The sequence below is a fragment of the Acidimicrobiales bacterium genome (assembly GCA_016794585.1).
Taxonomy (GTDB): domain Bacteria; phylum Actinomycetota; class Acidimicrobiia; order Acidimicrobiales; family DATDAH01; genus JAEUJM01.
Genome location: JAEUJM010000005.1, coordinates 100893 through 115906 on the forward strand (window position 1 = coordinate 100893; position 15014 = coordinate 115906).

Consider the following 15014-nt stretch of genomic DNA (forward strand, 5'->3'; position numbering starts at 1 on the left):
CCTCGTGGGAGCGACGGCGGCCGGGGCGGACGAAGCGCTACTTGCCCTTCTTGCCCAGCTTGTCGATGGCCTCCTTGGCCTTGCCGGCGCCGGTGTCGATCTTGCCGGCGTACTTTCCCTTGGTCTGGGAATCAGCGGTGGTGGCGGCCTTGTCGATGGCGCCCTTCACCTTGTCGCCGTGCTGGTCGGCCAGGTCGCCGGCCATCTCGGTGGCCTGCGCCGCGGTCTTCTTCAGGGTGTCCATGAAACCCATGGCTGCCTCCTGGGGTCGTCGGGTGGTGGTTCCCTACCCCGCCAGAATGCCGTCGGACACCTCGTCCACCAACCCCCAGCGCGCCGCCACGCCGGCGTCGATGGTGGCGCTCGTGAGCGCGAGCCAATTGGTGCGCTGCGCCCCGATCCGCCGGCTGACGCTCCACGTCCCTCCCGAGCCCGGCACCAGCCCCATGGCCACCTCGGGAAGCCGGAAGGTCGTTCCCGGTGCGGCGACCACCCGGTCGGCGAAGGCGGCGAGCTCGACTCCCGCCCCGACGCAGGCGCCGTGCACCTCGGCGGTCAGGCGGTGGCGCACGTCGGCGACCGCACGGGCCGGCAGTCGCGTCGACCGGATCAGGTGGGCTTGCACCGGGTCGGGGAAGGTCCCGAACTCGGCGAGATCGCCGCCGCTGCAGAAGGACCGGCCCGCTCCCCGCAGGGTGATCGGCCCGTCGTCCAGGGCCAGGCCGCGGAGCGCGTCGACGAGGGCATCACGCAGCGACACGTCGAGGGCGTTGTGGCGCTCGGGTCGGACGAGGGTGACGGCGGCGCCGGCCGGTGTGCGGGCGACGTCGACCCGCCCCGGGGCCCCGGGAGTCGCCGCCGGCGCCGACGACCGCCAGGCGGCGAACTCGGCGCCGGCCTGGAGGAGGCCGTAGGTCACCGACTCGGCCCAGAGCGCGGTCTCGGGGTCCGAGCGGCGGGCGGCCCGGACGAGGCGGACGAGCGCGGTGGCCGCCTCCGGTCGGGCGAGGACCGCGGCGACGAGCTCTTCCGACCCAGCCAGGTGCTCGGTGCCGGTCGGCTGCGCCACGACGTCGAAGCGTCGCCAGATGGGGCCCTCCGCCGGCGCCACCGTCACGCAGGGCAGCCACTCGAGGTTCCGGCGCTGCCGAGGGGTCAGCTCATCATCGGGCCATTCGTCGGCGCCACCTTCCACCACCAGGGCGACGCAGCCATGGGCCACCGAACACTCTTCCGCGGCGTCCGGCGCGGACAAGAGCGCGAGTGCTTCGTCGACCGAGCACCGTCGGACCGCTGGCGTCGACACCGCCGTCAGCGCTCCATCGGGCGCCGTGGCACCGCGAGGCGCATCCCCTCCACGCCGGCCCATGCGCCGACGTCGAGCTCCCCCATGGCGGCCGATCATACGGTCGGCCGCCCAGGGTGCCGGCGGCGGCGCCACGCGCCACCATGGACGCCGTGGCGCCGCTGCGGGACTTCCGCTTCCTCCAGACGGGCACCGGCCCCGTGGCCGACCGCGCCGGTGCCCTGCTCGGCCTGCTGGGGGCCGAGGTCGTGATCGCCCCGGACCCGGCGACGACCGCCACCATCGCTCACCACGGGGAGATCGCGAACGGCGCCCGTACGGGCGACGGGCCGCAGCACCAGGCCGCGCCCGGGACCGTCCACGTCGACGACTCCACCGAGGGCGCCGTGATCGACGGCCTCCGCGCCGCAGCTGCCGTGGTCGAACTGCTGAGCGACCTCGGCGGTCGCCGGGTGACGGTGGACGGGCCCGGCCTCGCCGCCGAGCGGGCCCGGTTGCTGGGCCTTCCCCCCGCGGGTGGGACGACCGCGGGCGGGGCGGGGCGCATGGTGCGGGCGGTCGACGGCTGGGTGGCGGTCAACCTCCCCCGCCCGTCCGACCTCGACCTGCTCCCGGCGTGGCTCGGATGCCCGTTCGAGGGCGGGGCCGACCCCTGGGTCGCGATCGGGGCCGTCGTCTCGGAACGTGCCGCAGAGGAGGTGGTGTCCTCTGGCCAAGCGCTCGGCCTGGCCGTCGCCGAGGTGGTCACCCCGAGGGAGGCCGCCACGGACGCGCAGGCCACGGCCCGCCACCAGCGCTTCCCGATGACGCCGTTCCTCCTCGATGGCCGACCCCCGGCGTCCGCCCCTCCCCGGGTCGTGACGGGCTCGGGCTCGGGCTCGGGCTCGGGCTCGGGGTCACTCGGCGCGTTGGCGCACACCCGGCTCCGGCCACGACCGCTGGCCGGCGCACGGGTGGTCGACCTGTCGTCGCTCTGGGCCGGCCCGCTGGCGGCCTCGCTCCTGGTCGACGCCGGCGCCGAGGTGGTCAAGGTGGAGAGCTCCGGGCGCCCGGACGGGGCCCGGTCGGGCTCGCCGGCGTTCTTCGACCTGCTCAACGCCGGGAAGCGCAGCGTCGCCCTCGACCTTCCCGACCCCGACGCCGTGTCCCGCCTGCAGGCGCTGCTCGACGGCGCCGACCTCGTGCTCGAGGCGTCGCGCCCGCGCGCCCTCGACCAGCTCGGCATCTTCCGACACCCCCGATGGCTCACCCTCACCGCCTACGGGGCCACGGGGCCGTGGCGGCAGTGGTCCGGCTTCGGCGACGACGCCGCGGTCGCCGGCGGCCTGGCCGCGGGTACGCCGGCGGCGCCGACCTTCTACGGGGACGCCGTCGCCGATCCACTCGCCGGCCTGCACGCCGCCGCCGTCGCGCTGGCCGTGCTGGTGGGTCGGCCTGCGTCCATCGACCTCTCATTGCGGGAGGTCGTCAACCACGTCGTGGGCGACGCCCAGCCGGGGCCTGTTCCGGCTGTGGGAACGCCCCGGCGGCGGGCGGGCACCGCGCCCGAGCTCGGCGAGGCCAACCACGAGCTGCTCCGAGCCGGGACGGCACCGCGTTGATCATCCACGACGTCGAGGTCGAGGGCCGGGCCGGTCAGGACGTCGTCGTCGACGGCGCCCGCATCGCGGCGGTGGGCCCTCGGCTCGTCGCCACGCATCCCGGGCACGACGTCCTCGACGGACGGGGCGGGGCCCTGCTCCCCGGCCTCCACGATCATCACCTCCACCTGCGTTCGATGGCGGCACGGCACCGATCGGTCGCCTGCGGGCCACCCGAGGTCGACGGCCCCGAGGCGTTCGCAGCCGCGCTCACCGCCGCCGCCGCCACGCTCCCCGCCGGCCGATGGATCCGGGGAGTGGGGTACGACGAACGCATCGTGGGCCCGGTGGACCGCGCCCGGCTGGACGACCTGGCCCCGCGTCACCCCCTCCGCATCCAGCACCGATCCGGCCACCTGTGGGTGGTCAACTCCCCGGCACTGGACCGTCTGGCCGACGTGCCCGACGCGGCGCGGCTCGACGGCCACCTGTACGACGCCGACGACCGGTTCCGCGGGCTCGACGAGCACGACCCCGCGGAAGAGCGCGCCACGCTGGCTGCCGTCGCCGGGCGCCTGGCGGCGCAGGGGATCACCGGCGTCACCGACGCCACTGCCGACAATGACCGGCGGTCGGCCACCTGGTTCGCCGAGCGGAGGGCCGACGGCACCGTGCCCTTCGACGTGCACGTGCTCGGCGAGGACGACCTGACCGACGCCCCCCGCAAGGTGATCCTGGCCGAGCACGACCTCCCCGCGCTCGACGACCTCATCGCCACCGTCGTCGCCACCCACGCGGCCGACCGGCCCGTCGCCATCCACGCCGCCAGCCGGGCCACGGTGGTGCTGGCCCTGGCCGCGCTCGACGCCGCCGGCGCCCACCCCGGCGACCGCATCGAGCACGCGTCGGTGGCGCCGCCCGAGCTCGCGTCCTGGATGGCCCGGATCGGGGTGACCGTCGTGACCCAACCCGCCTTCGTGCGCTCCAGCGGCGACCGGTACCTGGACGAGGTCGACGCGGAGGACCAGCCGTGGCTCTACCGGTGCCGAGGCTTGATCGATGCGGGGGTACGCCTCGCCGCCGGCAGCGACGCCCCCTTCGGGCCCGCGGACCCGTGGCTCGCCATGCAGGCCGCCATCGACCGGCGCACCGCCGCCGGGGCCGTGCTGGGCCCGGACGAGAGCCTCACACCGGAGCAGGCCGTCGCCCTCTTCACGGGCCCCGCCGACGATCCCGGCGGCCCGTCGAGGCGGGTGGCGCCCGGTGCGCCGGCCGACCTGTGCCTCCTCGCGGTGCCCTGGGTCGAGGCACGGCGGCGGCTCACGGCAGACTACGTGGCCGCCACGATCGTGGCGGGGGCCCTCATCGCCGGGGGCTGACCAGCCCGACGCCCCTCGCCCCACCTCGCCGCAGCCCTCATTCCACCCCCTGGGAGCCCCCTTGACGACCATCATCACCCTCTGCACCGGCAACGCAGCGCGGTCGGTGATGGCCGGCGCCATCCTCGCGGCGGCCGACCCCGACCTCGAGGTCATCACGGCGGGCACCCATGTCATCGACGGGCAGCCCATGAGCTGGCGGACACGCGACGCTCTCGCCGCGCTCGGCCTCGAGGCCAACCACCACCGCAGCGCCCAACTCCGACCGGCCGACCTGCCCCGTACCGACCTCGTCCTGGCGATGGCCGTCGAGCACGTCCGCTACCTGCGCCGCGAGCACCCCGAGGTCGCCGACCGCACCGCGACCCTCAAGCACCTGGTGCGGGCTCTGCCAGCAGGGCCCGACCCGCTGGCCGAGCGCCTCGCGCGCCTCGATCTGGCCGCCTACGAGCCCGGGGAGGACGACGACGTCGACGATCCCGCCGGGGGCGACGAGCACGTGTACGTGGCCTGTGCGGCGGAGATCCACACCCTGCTCACCGAGCTGCTGCCCCGGCTCTGACCGCGGCGGCGCACCGGCTCAGCCGGGCGCGCTCGTCGGCGGTGCCGGCGCCGCCTGTGCGGGCGCGGCCTGCGCCGGCGTGGCGGCCGCCTGGCCTTGCCCCTGGCCCTGCCCACCGCCGGCACCCTGGCCGGCGCCTGCCGCGGTCGTCGGCGTGGCCGCGGCCGGACGGGCGGCACTCGTCGGCGTCTGCAGCGTGGGGTAGACGAACCCGTCACGGGGGGCGAGCGCGATCTCGATGTTGTCGCACGCCGGCACCGGGGCGAACAGCACCACGGTGGGGTTGCGGTACGTACCCGAGACCGCCCACCCCTGCACGGGACGGGCCCCGATGGCCGAGCCGGTGCACCCCATGGCCTCGGCGACGCGGCGCAGGCCCGGCGTCGTGAGCTGCACTGCGACGGCCTGTGGCTCGGTGATGGGCCCGTCCTCCTCTGCGGTGAGCTGCGCCTCCAGCTGCCGGCGGGCCCGGTCCTCCACGTTGTTGCCGTCGACGACGGCAGCCGTGGCCATGCCCGCCATGCCGAGAACGGCGAGGACGACGGACACGGTGACGATCGAGCGGGCGCGGTGGTAGCGCCGCACCGCCGCCCGGTGGGCCCGACGGGCCTCGGAGCCCGGGGCCGAGGGGGGCAGCACCAGCGGCTCAGGCCCCGGGTCGACCGTCACGGCGGCCTCCTCGGCGTCCGTGCTCGTGCTCGGCCCCTGATCCTCCGGGTCCACCTCCCCGTCGTCGGCTGTGACGGCGATGTCGATGTCAGCGGCTGTGGTCTCGCCCGCCGGGGAACTCAGCGCCGGCGGGTCGGCCGCAGCCGGACTCTCCGAGACAGCCCCGGCGGGGGGCTCGTCGTCTCCGCCGGGACCCATGGCCCGCAGGACGGCCAGCAGGCCCACCACCAGGGCGAGGACCGTGAGCGTCGCCGACGCGGCGCCGACCACCTGCCAGCGCCGGCCGACGAGGCCGGCGACGTCCGACACGGCGAGCACGCCGGCGGCGAGCACGCAGGCGCCGACGAGCACGACGAGCAGCCAACGGGTGGAGTCCTCGAGGCGTCCGGCCTCGATGCGGGGGTCATCCATGGGGCGGGACACTAGTGACTGCCCGTCGCCGACCACCTCTGCCCCGCCCAGGGTCAGGTCGAGAAGTGCCCGCTCTCGGTGCGGTGCCAGCCGCCGGCGGCGTGGTTGCCCCCGTCGACGTGCACGGTCGAACCCGTGATGAAGCCGGCGTGGTCGCCCGACAGGAACACGATGGCCGCGGCCACGTCGTCGACGTGGCCGGGACGCAACAGTGGGGTGCGCACCGGCATCGGGCCGATCCCCGGCGTGGGGATCACGTCGGGAGCGACGCAGTTGACCCGGATGCCCCGATCGCCCAGCTCGAGGGCGAGGCTCTTGGTGAGGTTGGCCAGCGCCGCCTTCATCGCGGAGTAGACGGCGTAGCCGGGGCCGGCCCGGTGCGCCTCGATCGAGGTGACGTTCACGATGGCGGACCCTGTCCCGAGGTGGGGCGCGGTGGCACGGATGAACGACGCCGCGCTCGAGAAGTTCTCCCGGATGAGGGCGTCCTGGCCCTTGGTGCTGACGTCGAGGAACGGCGCGGCGAAGCCCCCGCCGGCGTTGTTGACCAGGATGTCGACCCGACCGAGCTCGGCGGCCACCCGGGCCACGAAGGCGTGGGCCGCCTCGTCGTGGCGGACGTCGAGCACCTCCGACACCACCCGACAGCCCGTGGCGGCCAGGGCGGTGGCCGTGTCGGCCAGCCCGTCGGCGTCGCGGTCGCAGACGGCGACGTCGGCCCCGAAGGCCGCCAGCGCGAGCGCCGTCGCCTCGCCGATCCCGGCGGCGGCGCCGGTGACGATGGCCACCCGGCCGTCCAGTCGGGCCCCCTCTGGCGTGACGGTCACGCGCCGGAACGTAGCATCGGCCCGACGCCACCAAGAGGGGGAGCTCCGTGGGGGACGACGACGGGAACGATCGACCGCTGACCGGCCGCACCGCGCTGGTCACCGGCGCCTCCGCCGGCATCGGCGCGGCACTGGCCGAGGGATTCGCCGCCAGGGGAGCCACCGTGGGCATCTGCGCCCGGCGCGCCGACCGTCTGGACGAGGTGCTCGGGCGCTGTCGTGCCCACGCCCCGGACAGCCGTGCGTGGACGATGGACCTGAGCGACCTCGACGCGGTCGGCGACTTCGCCCGGCGGGCGGACGACGAACTGGGCGGCATCGACCTCCTCGTCAACAACGCCGGCATCCCGAAGCGTCGGCGGGTCGAGGCCACGACCGACGCCGAGCTCGACCAGGTGCTGGCCATCAACTTCCTCTCGCCGGTGCGCCTCACCACCGCCCTCCTGCCCCGGATGCTCGAGCGCGGCCGGGGCCAGATCCTCAACGTGTCGTCGGTGGCGGCTCGCCTCAGCCCGCCCGGCGAGGCCGCCTACGCGGCCTCGAAGGCGGCCGTCACCGCGTGGTCGGAGTCCCTCGCGGTCGAGCTCTGGGACACTCCCGTCTCGGTGCACCTGCTGAACCCCGGCGTGATCGACACGGACCTCTTCCATCTGCCCGACAACGACGCGATGCTCGCCGAGGTCGAGGCGCTGCCGACGTCCGCCGTCGTCGACGTCGTCGTCGACCAGCTCGCCACGGGCGACCTCGAGCGCTACGTCCCCGAGTGGTTCGGCGACGTGGCGCTGGTCAAGGCGAACGACCTGACCGGCTATCTCACCGGCTCGGCCGAGTGGTACCGCGACGCCCGTGCCCAGGCGGCCGGGGACGAGTGACGACGTGAGCGTGGACGTCGCCGGCGCGAAGGTGCTGGTCACGGGCGCCTCCTCCGGCATCGGCGCCGCCCTCGCCGTCCTGCTGGCCGGGCGCGGCGCGACCGTCGGCCTGGTGGCGCGTCGGGGCGACCGCCTGGCAGAGGTGCTCGAACGCTGCCGCGCCGACTCGCCCGAGAGCCGCAGCTGGGTCGCCGACCTGGACGACACCGACGCGGCCGTCCGAGTGGCCGAGGAGGCGTGGGACGCGTTCGGGCACCTCGACGTGGTGGTCAACAACGCCGCCGTCCCCAAGCGCCGCAGCGTGCAGGACCTCACCATGGACGGCGTCGAGCACACCCTGAGGGTGAACCTGCTCAGCCCCGTCCGTCTCACGCTGGCCCTCCTCCCCCGGATGCTGGAGCGCGACGCCGGTTGCATCGTCAACGTGTCGAGCCTGGGCGGCCGCCTGGGCATCGTCCACGAGGCGGCCTACTGCGCCAGCAAGTTCGCCCTCTGCGGCTGGAGCGAGTCGCTGGCCCTCGATCTGTGGGACACCGGGATCGACGTGCGCCTGATCATCCCCGGTCCCGTCGACACCGAGATCTGGGACCAGCCCGACAACGACGCCCCGCTCTACCACGGCGACCTCGAGCGCCCGGAGGACGTCGCCGCCGGGATCGTGGCCGCCATCGAGGGCGACGCCTTCGAGGCGTATCTCCCCGACCTCAAGGACATCGCCGCCTTCAAGACCACCGACATCGACCTCTTCCTCGCCGGCGCCGCCGCGGCGATGGCGCCGCCCGCCGATCCGGAGGACCTGACCCCGGAGAACCACGCGTGAAGGCCCTCGTGTTCGGCGTCGACCCCGGGCCGGTCGACCCGCCGCCGCCCGATGCCAACCGTCTGCAGCGCAACCTCGCCACGACCTTCATGGCGTTGCAGGAGGTCCCCGACGCGCGCCCGCTCGGGCCGGACTGGATGGTCCTGCGCACCCGCATGACCGGCCTCTGCGGCTCGGACGCCAAGCAGGTGCTGATGGACTTCGACGACGCCGGCGACAACCCGATGACCGCCTTCATCTCCTTCCCGCAGGTGCTCGGCCACGAGGTGATCGCCACGGTCGAGGAGCTCGGCCCCGAGGTGGAGGACTTGGAGCTCGGTCAGCGCGTGGTGCTCAACCCGTGGCTGTCGTGCGGGCCTCGGGGCATCGACCCGCCCTGCCCGGCCTGCGTCGACGGTGACTACAACATGTGCTGGAACTTCCTCGACGGACGGCTCTCCCCTGGCATCCACACGGGCAACGCCACCGAGGCCACCGGCGGGTTCGCCGAGCTGCTGCCCGCCCACCAGCTCATGGCCATCCCCGTCCCCGACGAGGTGCCGGACGAGGTGGCCGTCCTGGGCGACCCGTTCGCGGTGTCGCTCCATGCCATCGTCCGCCACCCGCCGCCGGAGGGCGGTCGGGCCCTCGTCTACGGCGCCGGGGCCCTCGGAACCACCGCGGTCGCCATCCTCCGGGCCCTGTACCCGTCGGTCGAGGTGGGCGTGGTGGCCCGCTGGCCGGCGCAGGCGGCGCTGGCCGAACGCTTCGGCGCCACGGTGTTCGCCCACGAGCCCCGGCTCGAGCTGGTCGAGGCCGTGGCCGACTGGTCCGGCGGCATCCTGCGCCACCCATGGGAGGGCCTGCCCGTGGCCTACCCCGGCGGGGTCGACGTGGTCTACGACACCGTGGCCGCCGCGGAGACCCTCGAGGTGATCCTCCGGGTGCTGCGATCCCGAGGCACGCTCGTCGAGCTCGGGGTCAGTTCCCCCGCCCGCTTCGAGTGGACCCCCTGGTACTTCAAGGAGCTCCGCCTCGTCGGGTCCAACGCCTTCGGGGTGGAGGAGGTCGAGGGCAAGCGCCAGCACGCGATCGCCCACTACCTCGACCTCGCCGCTTCCGGTCGCATCGACCTGAGCGGGATGCTCACCCACACCTTCCGGCTCGAGGAGTGGCGGACGGCCTTCGACGCCCTGGCCGACCAGGGGGCGTCGGGCGCGATCAAGGTCGCGTTCGACCTGCGAGGCTGACCCGGTGCGCCCGACCCGTCGCCTCGTCACCGGTCTCCTCGTGGCGACGCTGGCGGTGACGAGCAGTGCCTGCCAGTACGTCGGCGCGCCGGGTGCCCCTCGCGTCGGTCTGGCCGGGGACTCCATGGTCCACCAGGGCGAGTCGGCGGCGCGGGCCCTCCTCGCCACCGACCACCGCGTGACGGTGCACGCCTTCAACAACGCCCACTTCGACCAGCTGCGCTTCCCGGTGGCGGAGATGCGCCGCACCGGTGCCCGGTCGGTCGTCGTCGCCGCCGGCGCCCCCGACGTCGTGGCCGCCACGCACCCCGAGTACGGGTTCGTGCCCGTGCTGTGGATCCGAGAGGTCGTGGCCGCGGCCGGCGACGTCCCCTGCGTGGCCCTGGTCACCGTGAAGGAGGACGGCGTGGCCCCGGTCGCCACCACCCGCTGGCGACAGGGGGCGCGCACCATCAACGCCGAGCTCCGCCGGCAAGCCGACGCCCACGCCAACGTGGTGCTGGTGGACTGGTCCGCGAAGGCCCGGCGCCACCCGTCGTGGTTCCTCGGGGACGGTCTGCACCTCAACGCCGCCGGCATCGCCGGCTTCGCCCGCGTGCTCGACCGGGCCGCGGACTGCTGAAGCGGCCCCCGTGACGCCGTTCCCTCCAGGACGCTCGCCCGATCCCACCGACTGGTCCGGACCGGGCCGTCCGTGGGACGGGGTCACCCTCGACACCGTGCTCTCCGGCGCCCCGCCCCGGGACGACCTGGTCGTCGAGGTCTACGAGGACGGGACCCTGGGACACCGGTGGTCGAGCGCCGACGTCGGGGACGCCGTGGCCGCGCTCGCCGGCGGGTTGGTGGCCGCCGGTGTGGGCCGGGGCGACGTCGTCGCCTGGCGGGCCCCGAACCGCATCGGCTCCCTGCTGGCCTACCGGGCCTGCTGGCGCCTCGGTGCCGTCGCCGCCCCGGTGCACCACCGGGCGGGCGAACAGGAGGCGGCGTCGATCCTGGCCCGCCTCGACCCTCGCCTCGTGCTCGACGTCGAGGACCTGCCCTCAGGTCCCCCCGTCGGCCCGGACGCCGACGCGGCGGCGGCCGAGGACCTCGCCGTGGTGTTGTTCACCTCGGGCTCCTCCGGCCGGCCCAAGGGGGTGCGCCACACCCATCGGTCGCTGGCTTACAAGGCCCGCTCGATGGTCACGGTCCACGGCCTCGACGCCCGAGACGCCACCCTGATCCCCGCCCCCCTGGCCCACGTGTCCGGCCTGTTGAACGGCGTCCTGCTGCCCGGGGTGGTCCCCCTGAAGACCCTGCTCATGGCCCGCTGGTCCGCCGATCGGGCCCTCGATCTGATCGAGGCCGAGGCGGTGAGCTTCATGATCGGCCCGCCCACGTTCTTCGTCGAGCTGCTCGCGGCGCCCGGGTTCGCCGAGGAGCGGGTGGCCAGCCTGCGTCTGGTCTCCAGCGGCGGCGCCGGCGTCTCGCCCGCCTTCGTGCGTGACGCCGCCGCCCGCCTCGGGGCCCGGGTGAAGCGCAGCTACGGGTCCACCGAGGCGCCCACGGTGGCCACCACCCTCGCCGGCGACACCCAGGAGCAGGCCGCCACCACGGACGGCCACGCCGCCGACGCCGCCGAGCTGCGTCTGGGTGAGGGCGGCGAGCTGCACGTCCGCGGCCCCGAGCTGTTCGAGGGCTACCTCGACCCCGAGGACGACGTCGAGGCGTTCACCGCCGACGGCTGGTTCCGCACCGGCGACGTCGCCACCCTGGACGCCGACGGCTGGCTCACCATCGTGGGGCGCACGAAGGACGTGATCATCCGCGGCGGCGAGAACGTCGACCCCGGCGAGGTCGAGGCCGCGCTCGAGGCCCACCCCGCCGTGCGCCAAGCCGTGGTCGTGGGCGAGCCGGACGACCGCCTCGGCGAGCGCCTCGTCGCCGTCCTGGTGGCGGACGCGCCGCTCGACCGGGAGAAGGCCCGGGACTGGGTGGTGGCGCAGGGCCTCGCGAGGTTCAAGGCCCCCGACCGGGTCGTGCACCTCGACTCCCTACCGACGCTGCCCGCAGGCAAACCCGACCGGGCCGCCATCACGTCGCTGGTGGCCGAGGGTTCGTAGGAAGGCTCAGGCGCCGGCGTTGAGCGACAGCATCCAGATGTCGACCGCCAGGCAGATGCCGGCGACGACGGTCATCACGTGCCAGACCTCGTGGTAGCCGAAGACCTTCGGGAACGGGTCGGGCCAGCGGGTGGCGAGGAAGATGGCCCCGACGGTGTACAGGAGGCCGCCGGCGACCATGAGGCCGAGCTGGAACGGGGTCATCACGTCGAGCAGGCGGGGCATGGCGAGCACCGCGGCCCATCCGAGCGCGATGTAGAGGATGAAGCCGATGCCGTACTTCATGGAGATCCCGGTGAGGGCGAGCACCAGGCCGGTCAGCGCCACCGCCCAGATCGCCCCGAGGAAGATCCAAGACAGCGGTCCGTCCACCAACAGCAGGCAGAACGGCGTGTAGGTGGCGGCGATGAGCACGAAGATCATGGCGTGGTCGAGGCGGCGCATGACGACGCGCCCCTTCTCGGTCCACGGCCCGCGGTGGTAGGCCGAGCTGACGCCGTACAACGCCGTGACACCCAGGCTGTAGACGGCCGCGGCGAGGCGCGCCTCCACGGTGGACGAGAGCGCCACCAGCAGGAGGCCGGCGGGGATCGACAGGAAGAAGAAGATCTCGTGCAGCCACCCGCGCAACAGGGGCTTGACGTGGGCGATCTGCTCGACGACGTGGTCCTTGACCTCGGCGACGTGCTCGCGGACCTCGGCGACGTGCTCGCGCACCTCCGCCATGTGGCCGACGACGGGCGGGCCGGCCAGGGGCGGGGCGGTATCGCGCCGGCCACCGTCAGAGGGGTCCAGTGTCACGTCGCTCATCGCGCCGCCTTGGTCGGGGTCACCTGGTCACCGTATCGGCCGCCCTCGCGCCGCCATGAGCAGGTGCCAAGTGTCACGGCGGCGCCACCGGGACGCCACCACGCGGTCACCGGGCCGAAACCGCCGGCCCGGAGGCCTCAGATGACGCTCTCGCCCCGCTCCACCCGCTCGCGCAGCAGCCCGGCGAGCCGGGCGCGGTGGAACGAGGCGTCCCCGAAGCTGACCTCGTCGAGCTGGGCCCGCTTCAGGTACAGGTGCAGGTCGTGCTCCCAGGTGAAGCCGATGCCGCCGTGCACCTGGAGGGCCGAGGCCATCACCCTCCGGCCCGCGTCCGAGCACCACGTCTTGGCCGTCGACGCGGCGATGGAGCGATCCGGGTCGCCGGCGCCGATGCACCACGCCGCGTAGTAGACGGCCGAGCGCATGCCTTCGACGTCGACCAGCATGTCGGCGCACCGGTGCTTGATGGCCTGGAAGCTGCCGATGGGCCTGCCGAACTGCACCCGCTCCTTGGCGTACTCGACGGCCATGGCGAGGGCGCGGTCGGCGGCCCCCAGCAGCTCGGCGGCGTGGGCCAACGCCCCCAGGTCGGCGAAGGCGGTGGCCGCGTCCTGTTCGCCGAGGTGCAGCGACGGCGTGCGCTCGAGGTCGACCCAGCCGAGTTGGCGGGTCTGGTCCATCGCCGGCTCGGGGGCGATCTGGCCGGGCCGGGTGGTGACCACGAAGAGGTGCTCGCGGCCGTCGTCCTCGCGGCCGGGCACGACGACGACATCGGCCACCGGGGCGAACAAGGCCGGTCCCGTCCGCCCGCTCAGCAGCCAGCGGGCCCCGTCGCGCTCGGCCCGGACCGGCTGCCACGCCACGGCGGCGACCGAATCACCGAGGAGCACCGGATCCAGCCACGCGGCCTCCACGACCCCCCGCTCCGCGGCGTCGACCAGCGCGGCGAGGGTGAGCGCCTCCTGGAGGAAGGGCGTGGGCGCCACGTGGGCGCCGGTCTGCTCGAGCAGGACCGCCAGCTCGACCGTGCCGAGCCCGAGTCCCCCCATGGCCTCGGGCACCGCGATGCCGGGCCAGCCGAGGTCGACCATGGCGGCCCAGAGGTCGAGGTCGTAGGCATCGGCCGCCGCCATGGCGGCGCGGACCCGGGTGGTCGGGCTCTGCTCGTCCAGGAACCGCGCCGCGGCGTCCTGGAGCGCGAGTTGGTCCTCCGAGAGGTCGAAGTCCATGGCCCCTACTATCACCCGTGGATGGACCTCTCGCCGACAACCGAGCAGATCGCGTTGCGCGCCGAGTGCCGCACCTGGCTCGAGGCCAACCTGCCGTGGGAGTACGGCCGCGGCCTGCCGCCGCAGTTCGACGACCTCGCCGACGAGGTGGTCTTCCTACGGGACTGGCAGCGCCGCCTCGCCGACGGGGGCTGGGTCGCCGTGACGTGGCCCGAGGAGTACGGCGGCCGCGGCGCCGGCGCGCTGATGCACTACGTCGTCCAGGAGGAGCTGGCCCGGGCACGGGCGCCCGAGCTCGTCGGGCGCATCGGTATCAACCTCGTCGGGCCCACCCTGCTCGCCCACGGCACAGCCGAGCAGAAGCAGCGCTGGCTGCCCGCCATCCGCGCCGCCGACCTGTTGTTCTGCCAGCTGTTCAGCGAGCCCGGCGCCGGCAGCGACCTCGCCTCCGTGGCCACCCGGGCCGAGCGGGTCGACGGCGGCTGGCGCCTCACCGGCCAGAAGGTCTGGACCTCGTACGCCCAGTTCGCCGACTTCGGCCTGTGCCTCGCCCGCACGGACCCGGACGCCCCCAAGCACAAGGGCATCTCCGCGCTGGTGGTCGACATGCGCGCCGACGGCGTCGAGGTGCGGCCCCTCACCCAGGTCACCGGCGAGGCCGAGTTCAACGAGGTGTTCTTCGACGGCGCCTTCGTGCCCGACGAGAACCTCGTCGGCGCTGAGCACGACGGGTGGCGGGTGTCGTCGTCCACCCTCACGCACGAGCGGGGCACCAATCCTCGCCAGCTCGTCATCCACGCCCAGCACCTCGAGGAGCTCCTGCGCCTCGCCCTCGAGCGCGGCGCCTACGACGACCACCGCCTCCAGCAGCGCCTCGCCGAGGCGTACGTCGAGGTCCGCCTCTTCCAGCTCCACAACTGGCGGTCGCTGTCGCGCCTCGAGCACGGCCGCGAGCTCGGCCCCGAGGCCAGCGCGCTGAAGCTCTACTGGAGCGAGATGAGCAAGCGCCTCCACCAGACCGCCATGGCGGTGCTGGGTGATGCCGCTCCCCTGTGGCGGGGCGCCACCGACAACCCCGGCGACGGCGCGTGGCAGCGGGCCTGGCTCTACTACCAGTCGTCGTCGATCTTCGCCGGCACCAACGAGATCCAGCGCAACATCATCGGTGAGCGGGTGCTCGGCCTCCCCCGCGAGCCCAAGCCCGCAGGGAAGGGATGA

15 protein-coding genes are annotated in these 15014 nt (G+C 74.4%); 9 read left to right on the forward strand and 6 right to left on the reverse strand.

Features of this window, described 5'->3' with window-relative positions; genetic code table 11:
* Nucleotides 1–37: 37 nt before the first annotated feature.
* Entirely contained in the window at nt 38–253 is a 216-nt protein-coding gene (locus JNK12_02465) for an antitoxin (protein ID MBL8774761.1), read from the reverse strand.
* A 33-nt stretch (nt 254–286) separates the two neighbouring features.
* Nucleotides 287–1222: an enoyl-CoA hydratase/isomerase family protein gene (locus JNK12_02470; GenBank protein ID MBL8774762.1), complete on the reverse strand. Its 936-nt coding sequence runs from the start codon at nt 1220–1222 to the stop codon at nt 287–289.
* Nucleotides 1223–1458: 236 nt separating this feature from the next.
* Here JNK12_02470 and JNK12_02475 point away from each other — a divergent pair, with 236 nt between their 5' ends.
* The 3 genes from JNK12_02475 (at nt 1459) to JNK12_02485 (ending at nt 4827) form a co-directional block, all read left to right on the forward strand.
* On the forward strand, nt 1459–2907 hold the full coding sequence (locus JNK12_02475; GenBank protein ID MBL8774763.1) for a CoA transferase: 1449 nt from the start codon (nt 1459–1461) through the stop codon (nt 2905–2907).
* A complete protein-coding gene (locus JNK12_02480; protein ID MBL8774764.1) occupies nt 2904–4265 on the forward strand; it encodes an amidohydrolase family protein in 1362 nt (453 codons plus the stop codon). Before JNK12_02475 ends, JNK12_02480 begins: the two co-directional genes overlap by 4 nt.
* A gap of 61 nt (nt 4266–4326) precedes the next feature.
* Nucleotides 4327–4827, forward strand: a complete 501-nt coding sequence (locus JNK12_02485; protein ID MBL8774765.1) for a hypothetical protein — start codon at nt 4327–4329, stop codon at nt 4825–4827.
* Nucleotides 4828–4845: 18 nt separating this feature from the next.
* On the opposite strand, the gene JNK12_02490 is transcribed toward JNK12_02485, so the two are convergent.
* Nucleotides 4846–5907: a hypothetical protein gene (locus JNK12_02490; protein ID MBL8774766.1), complete on the reverse strand. Its 1062-nt coding sequence runs from the start codon at nt 5905–5907 to the stop codon at nt 4846–4848.
* Nucleotides 5908–5960: 53 nt separating this feature from the next.
* Nucleotides 5961–6734: an SDR family oxidoreductase gene (locus JNK12_02495; protein MBL8774767.1), complete on the reverse strand. Its 774-nt coding sequence runs from the start codon at nt 6732–6734 to the stop codon at nt 5961–5963.
* Nucleotides 6735–6781: 47 nt separating this feature from the next.
* Between JNK12_02495 and JNK12_02500 the strand changes: the two genes are divergently transcribed.
* The 5 genes from JNK12_02500 to JNK12_02520 are packed head-to-tail and all read left to right on the forward strand — an operon-like array spanning nt 6782 to nt 11757.
* Nucleotides 6782–7606 carry an SDR family oxidoreductase gene (locus JNK12_02500; protein ID MBL8774768.1) on the forward strand — a complete coding sequence of 275 codons (825 nt, stop codon included), beginning with the start codon at nt 6782–6784 and terminating at the stop codon, nt 7604–7606.
* 4 nt (nt 7607–7610) lie between these two features.
* On the forward strand, nt 7611–8426 hold the full coding sequence (locus JNK12_02505; protein ID MBL8774769.1) for an SDR family NAD(P)-dependent oxidoreductase: 816 nt from the start codon (nt 7611–7613) through the stop codon (nt 8424–8426).
* The gene (locus JNK12_02510) at nt 8423–9655 is read left to right on the forward strand and encodes a zinc-binding dehydrogenase (protein ID MBL8774770.1); all 1233 of its coding nucleotides are present in this window, start codon (nt 8423–8425) and stop codon (nt 9653–9655) included. Before JNK12_02505 ends, JNK12_02510 begins: the two co-directional genes overlap by 4 nt.
* A gap of 4 nt (nt 9656–9659) precedes the next feature.
* Nucleotides 9660–10277, forward strand: a complete 618-nt coding sequence (locus JNK12_02515; GenBank protein MBL8774771.1) for a hypothetical protein — start codon at nt 9660–9662, stop codon at nt 10275–10277.
* A gap of 10 nt (nt 10278–10287) precedes the next feature.
* A complete protein-coding gene (locus JNK12_02520) occupies nt 10288–11757 on the forward strand; it encodes an AMP-binding protein (GenBank protein ID MBL8774772.1) in 1470 nt (489 codons plus the stop codon).
* A 6-nt stretch (nt 11758–11763) separates the two neighbouring features.
* Here the strand turns inward: JNK12_02520 and JNK12_02525 are convergent, their stop codons facing one another.
* Both JNK12_02525 and JNK12_02530 read right to left on the reverse strand, forming a co-directional pair.
* Complete coding sequence (locus tag JNK12_02525) at nt 11764–12567, reverse strand: hemolysin III family protein (GenBank protein MBL8774773.1); 804 nt, start codon at nt 12565–12567, stop codon at nt 11764–11766.
* 137 nt (nt 12568–12704) lie between these two features.
* On the reverse strand, nt 12705–13796 hold the full coding sequence (locus JNK12_02530) for an acyl-CoA/acyl-ACP dehydrogenase (protein ID MBL8774774.1): 1092 nt from the start codon (nt 13794–13796) through the stop codon (nt 12705–12707).
* A gap of 21 nt (nt 13797–13817) precedes the next feature.
* Between JNK12_02530 and JNK12_02535 the strand changes: the two genes are divergently transcribed.
* Nucleotides 13818–15014, forward strand: coding sequence for an acyl-CoA dehydrogenase family protein (locus JNK12_02535; protein ID MBL8774775.1), 1197 nt, complete (start codon nt 13818–13820; stop codon nt 15012–15014).

What these genes read in the sequence shown, in the direction of transcription:
- JNK12_02490 (MBL8774766.1), bottom strand. Translation starts at nt 5,907, where the DNA reads ATGGATGACCCCCGCATCGAGGCCGGACGCCTCGAGGACTCCACCCGT.
- JNK12_02535 (MBL8774775.1), top strand. Translation starts at nt 13,818, where the DNA reads ATGGACCTCTCGCCGACAACCGAGCAGATCGCGTTGCGCGCCGAGTGC.
- JNK12_02530 (MBL8774774.1), bottom strand. Translation starts at nt 13,796, where the DNA reads ATGGACTTCGACCTCTCGGAGGACCAACTCGCGCTCCAGGACGCCGCG.
- JNK12_02525 (MBL8774773.1), bottom strand. Translation starts at nt 12,567, where the DNA reads ATGAGCGACGTGACACTGGACCCCTCTGACGGTGGCCGGCGCGATACC.
- JNK12_02465 (MBL8774761.1), bottom strand. Translation starts at nt 253, where the DNA reads ATGGGTTTCATGGACACCCTGAAGAAGACCGCGGCGCAGGCCACCGAG.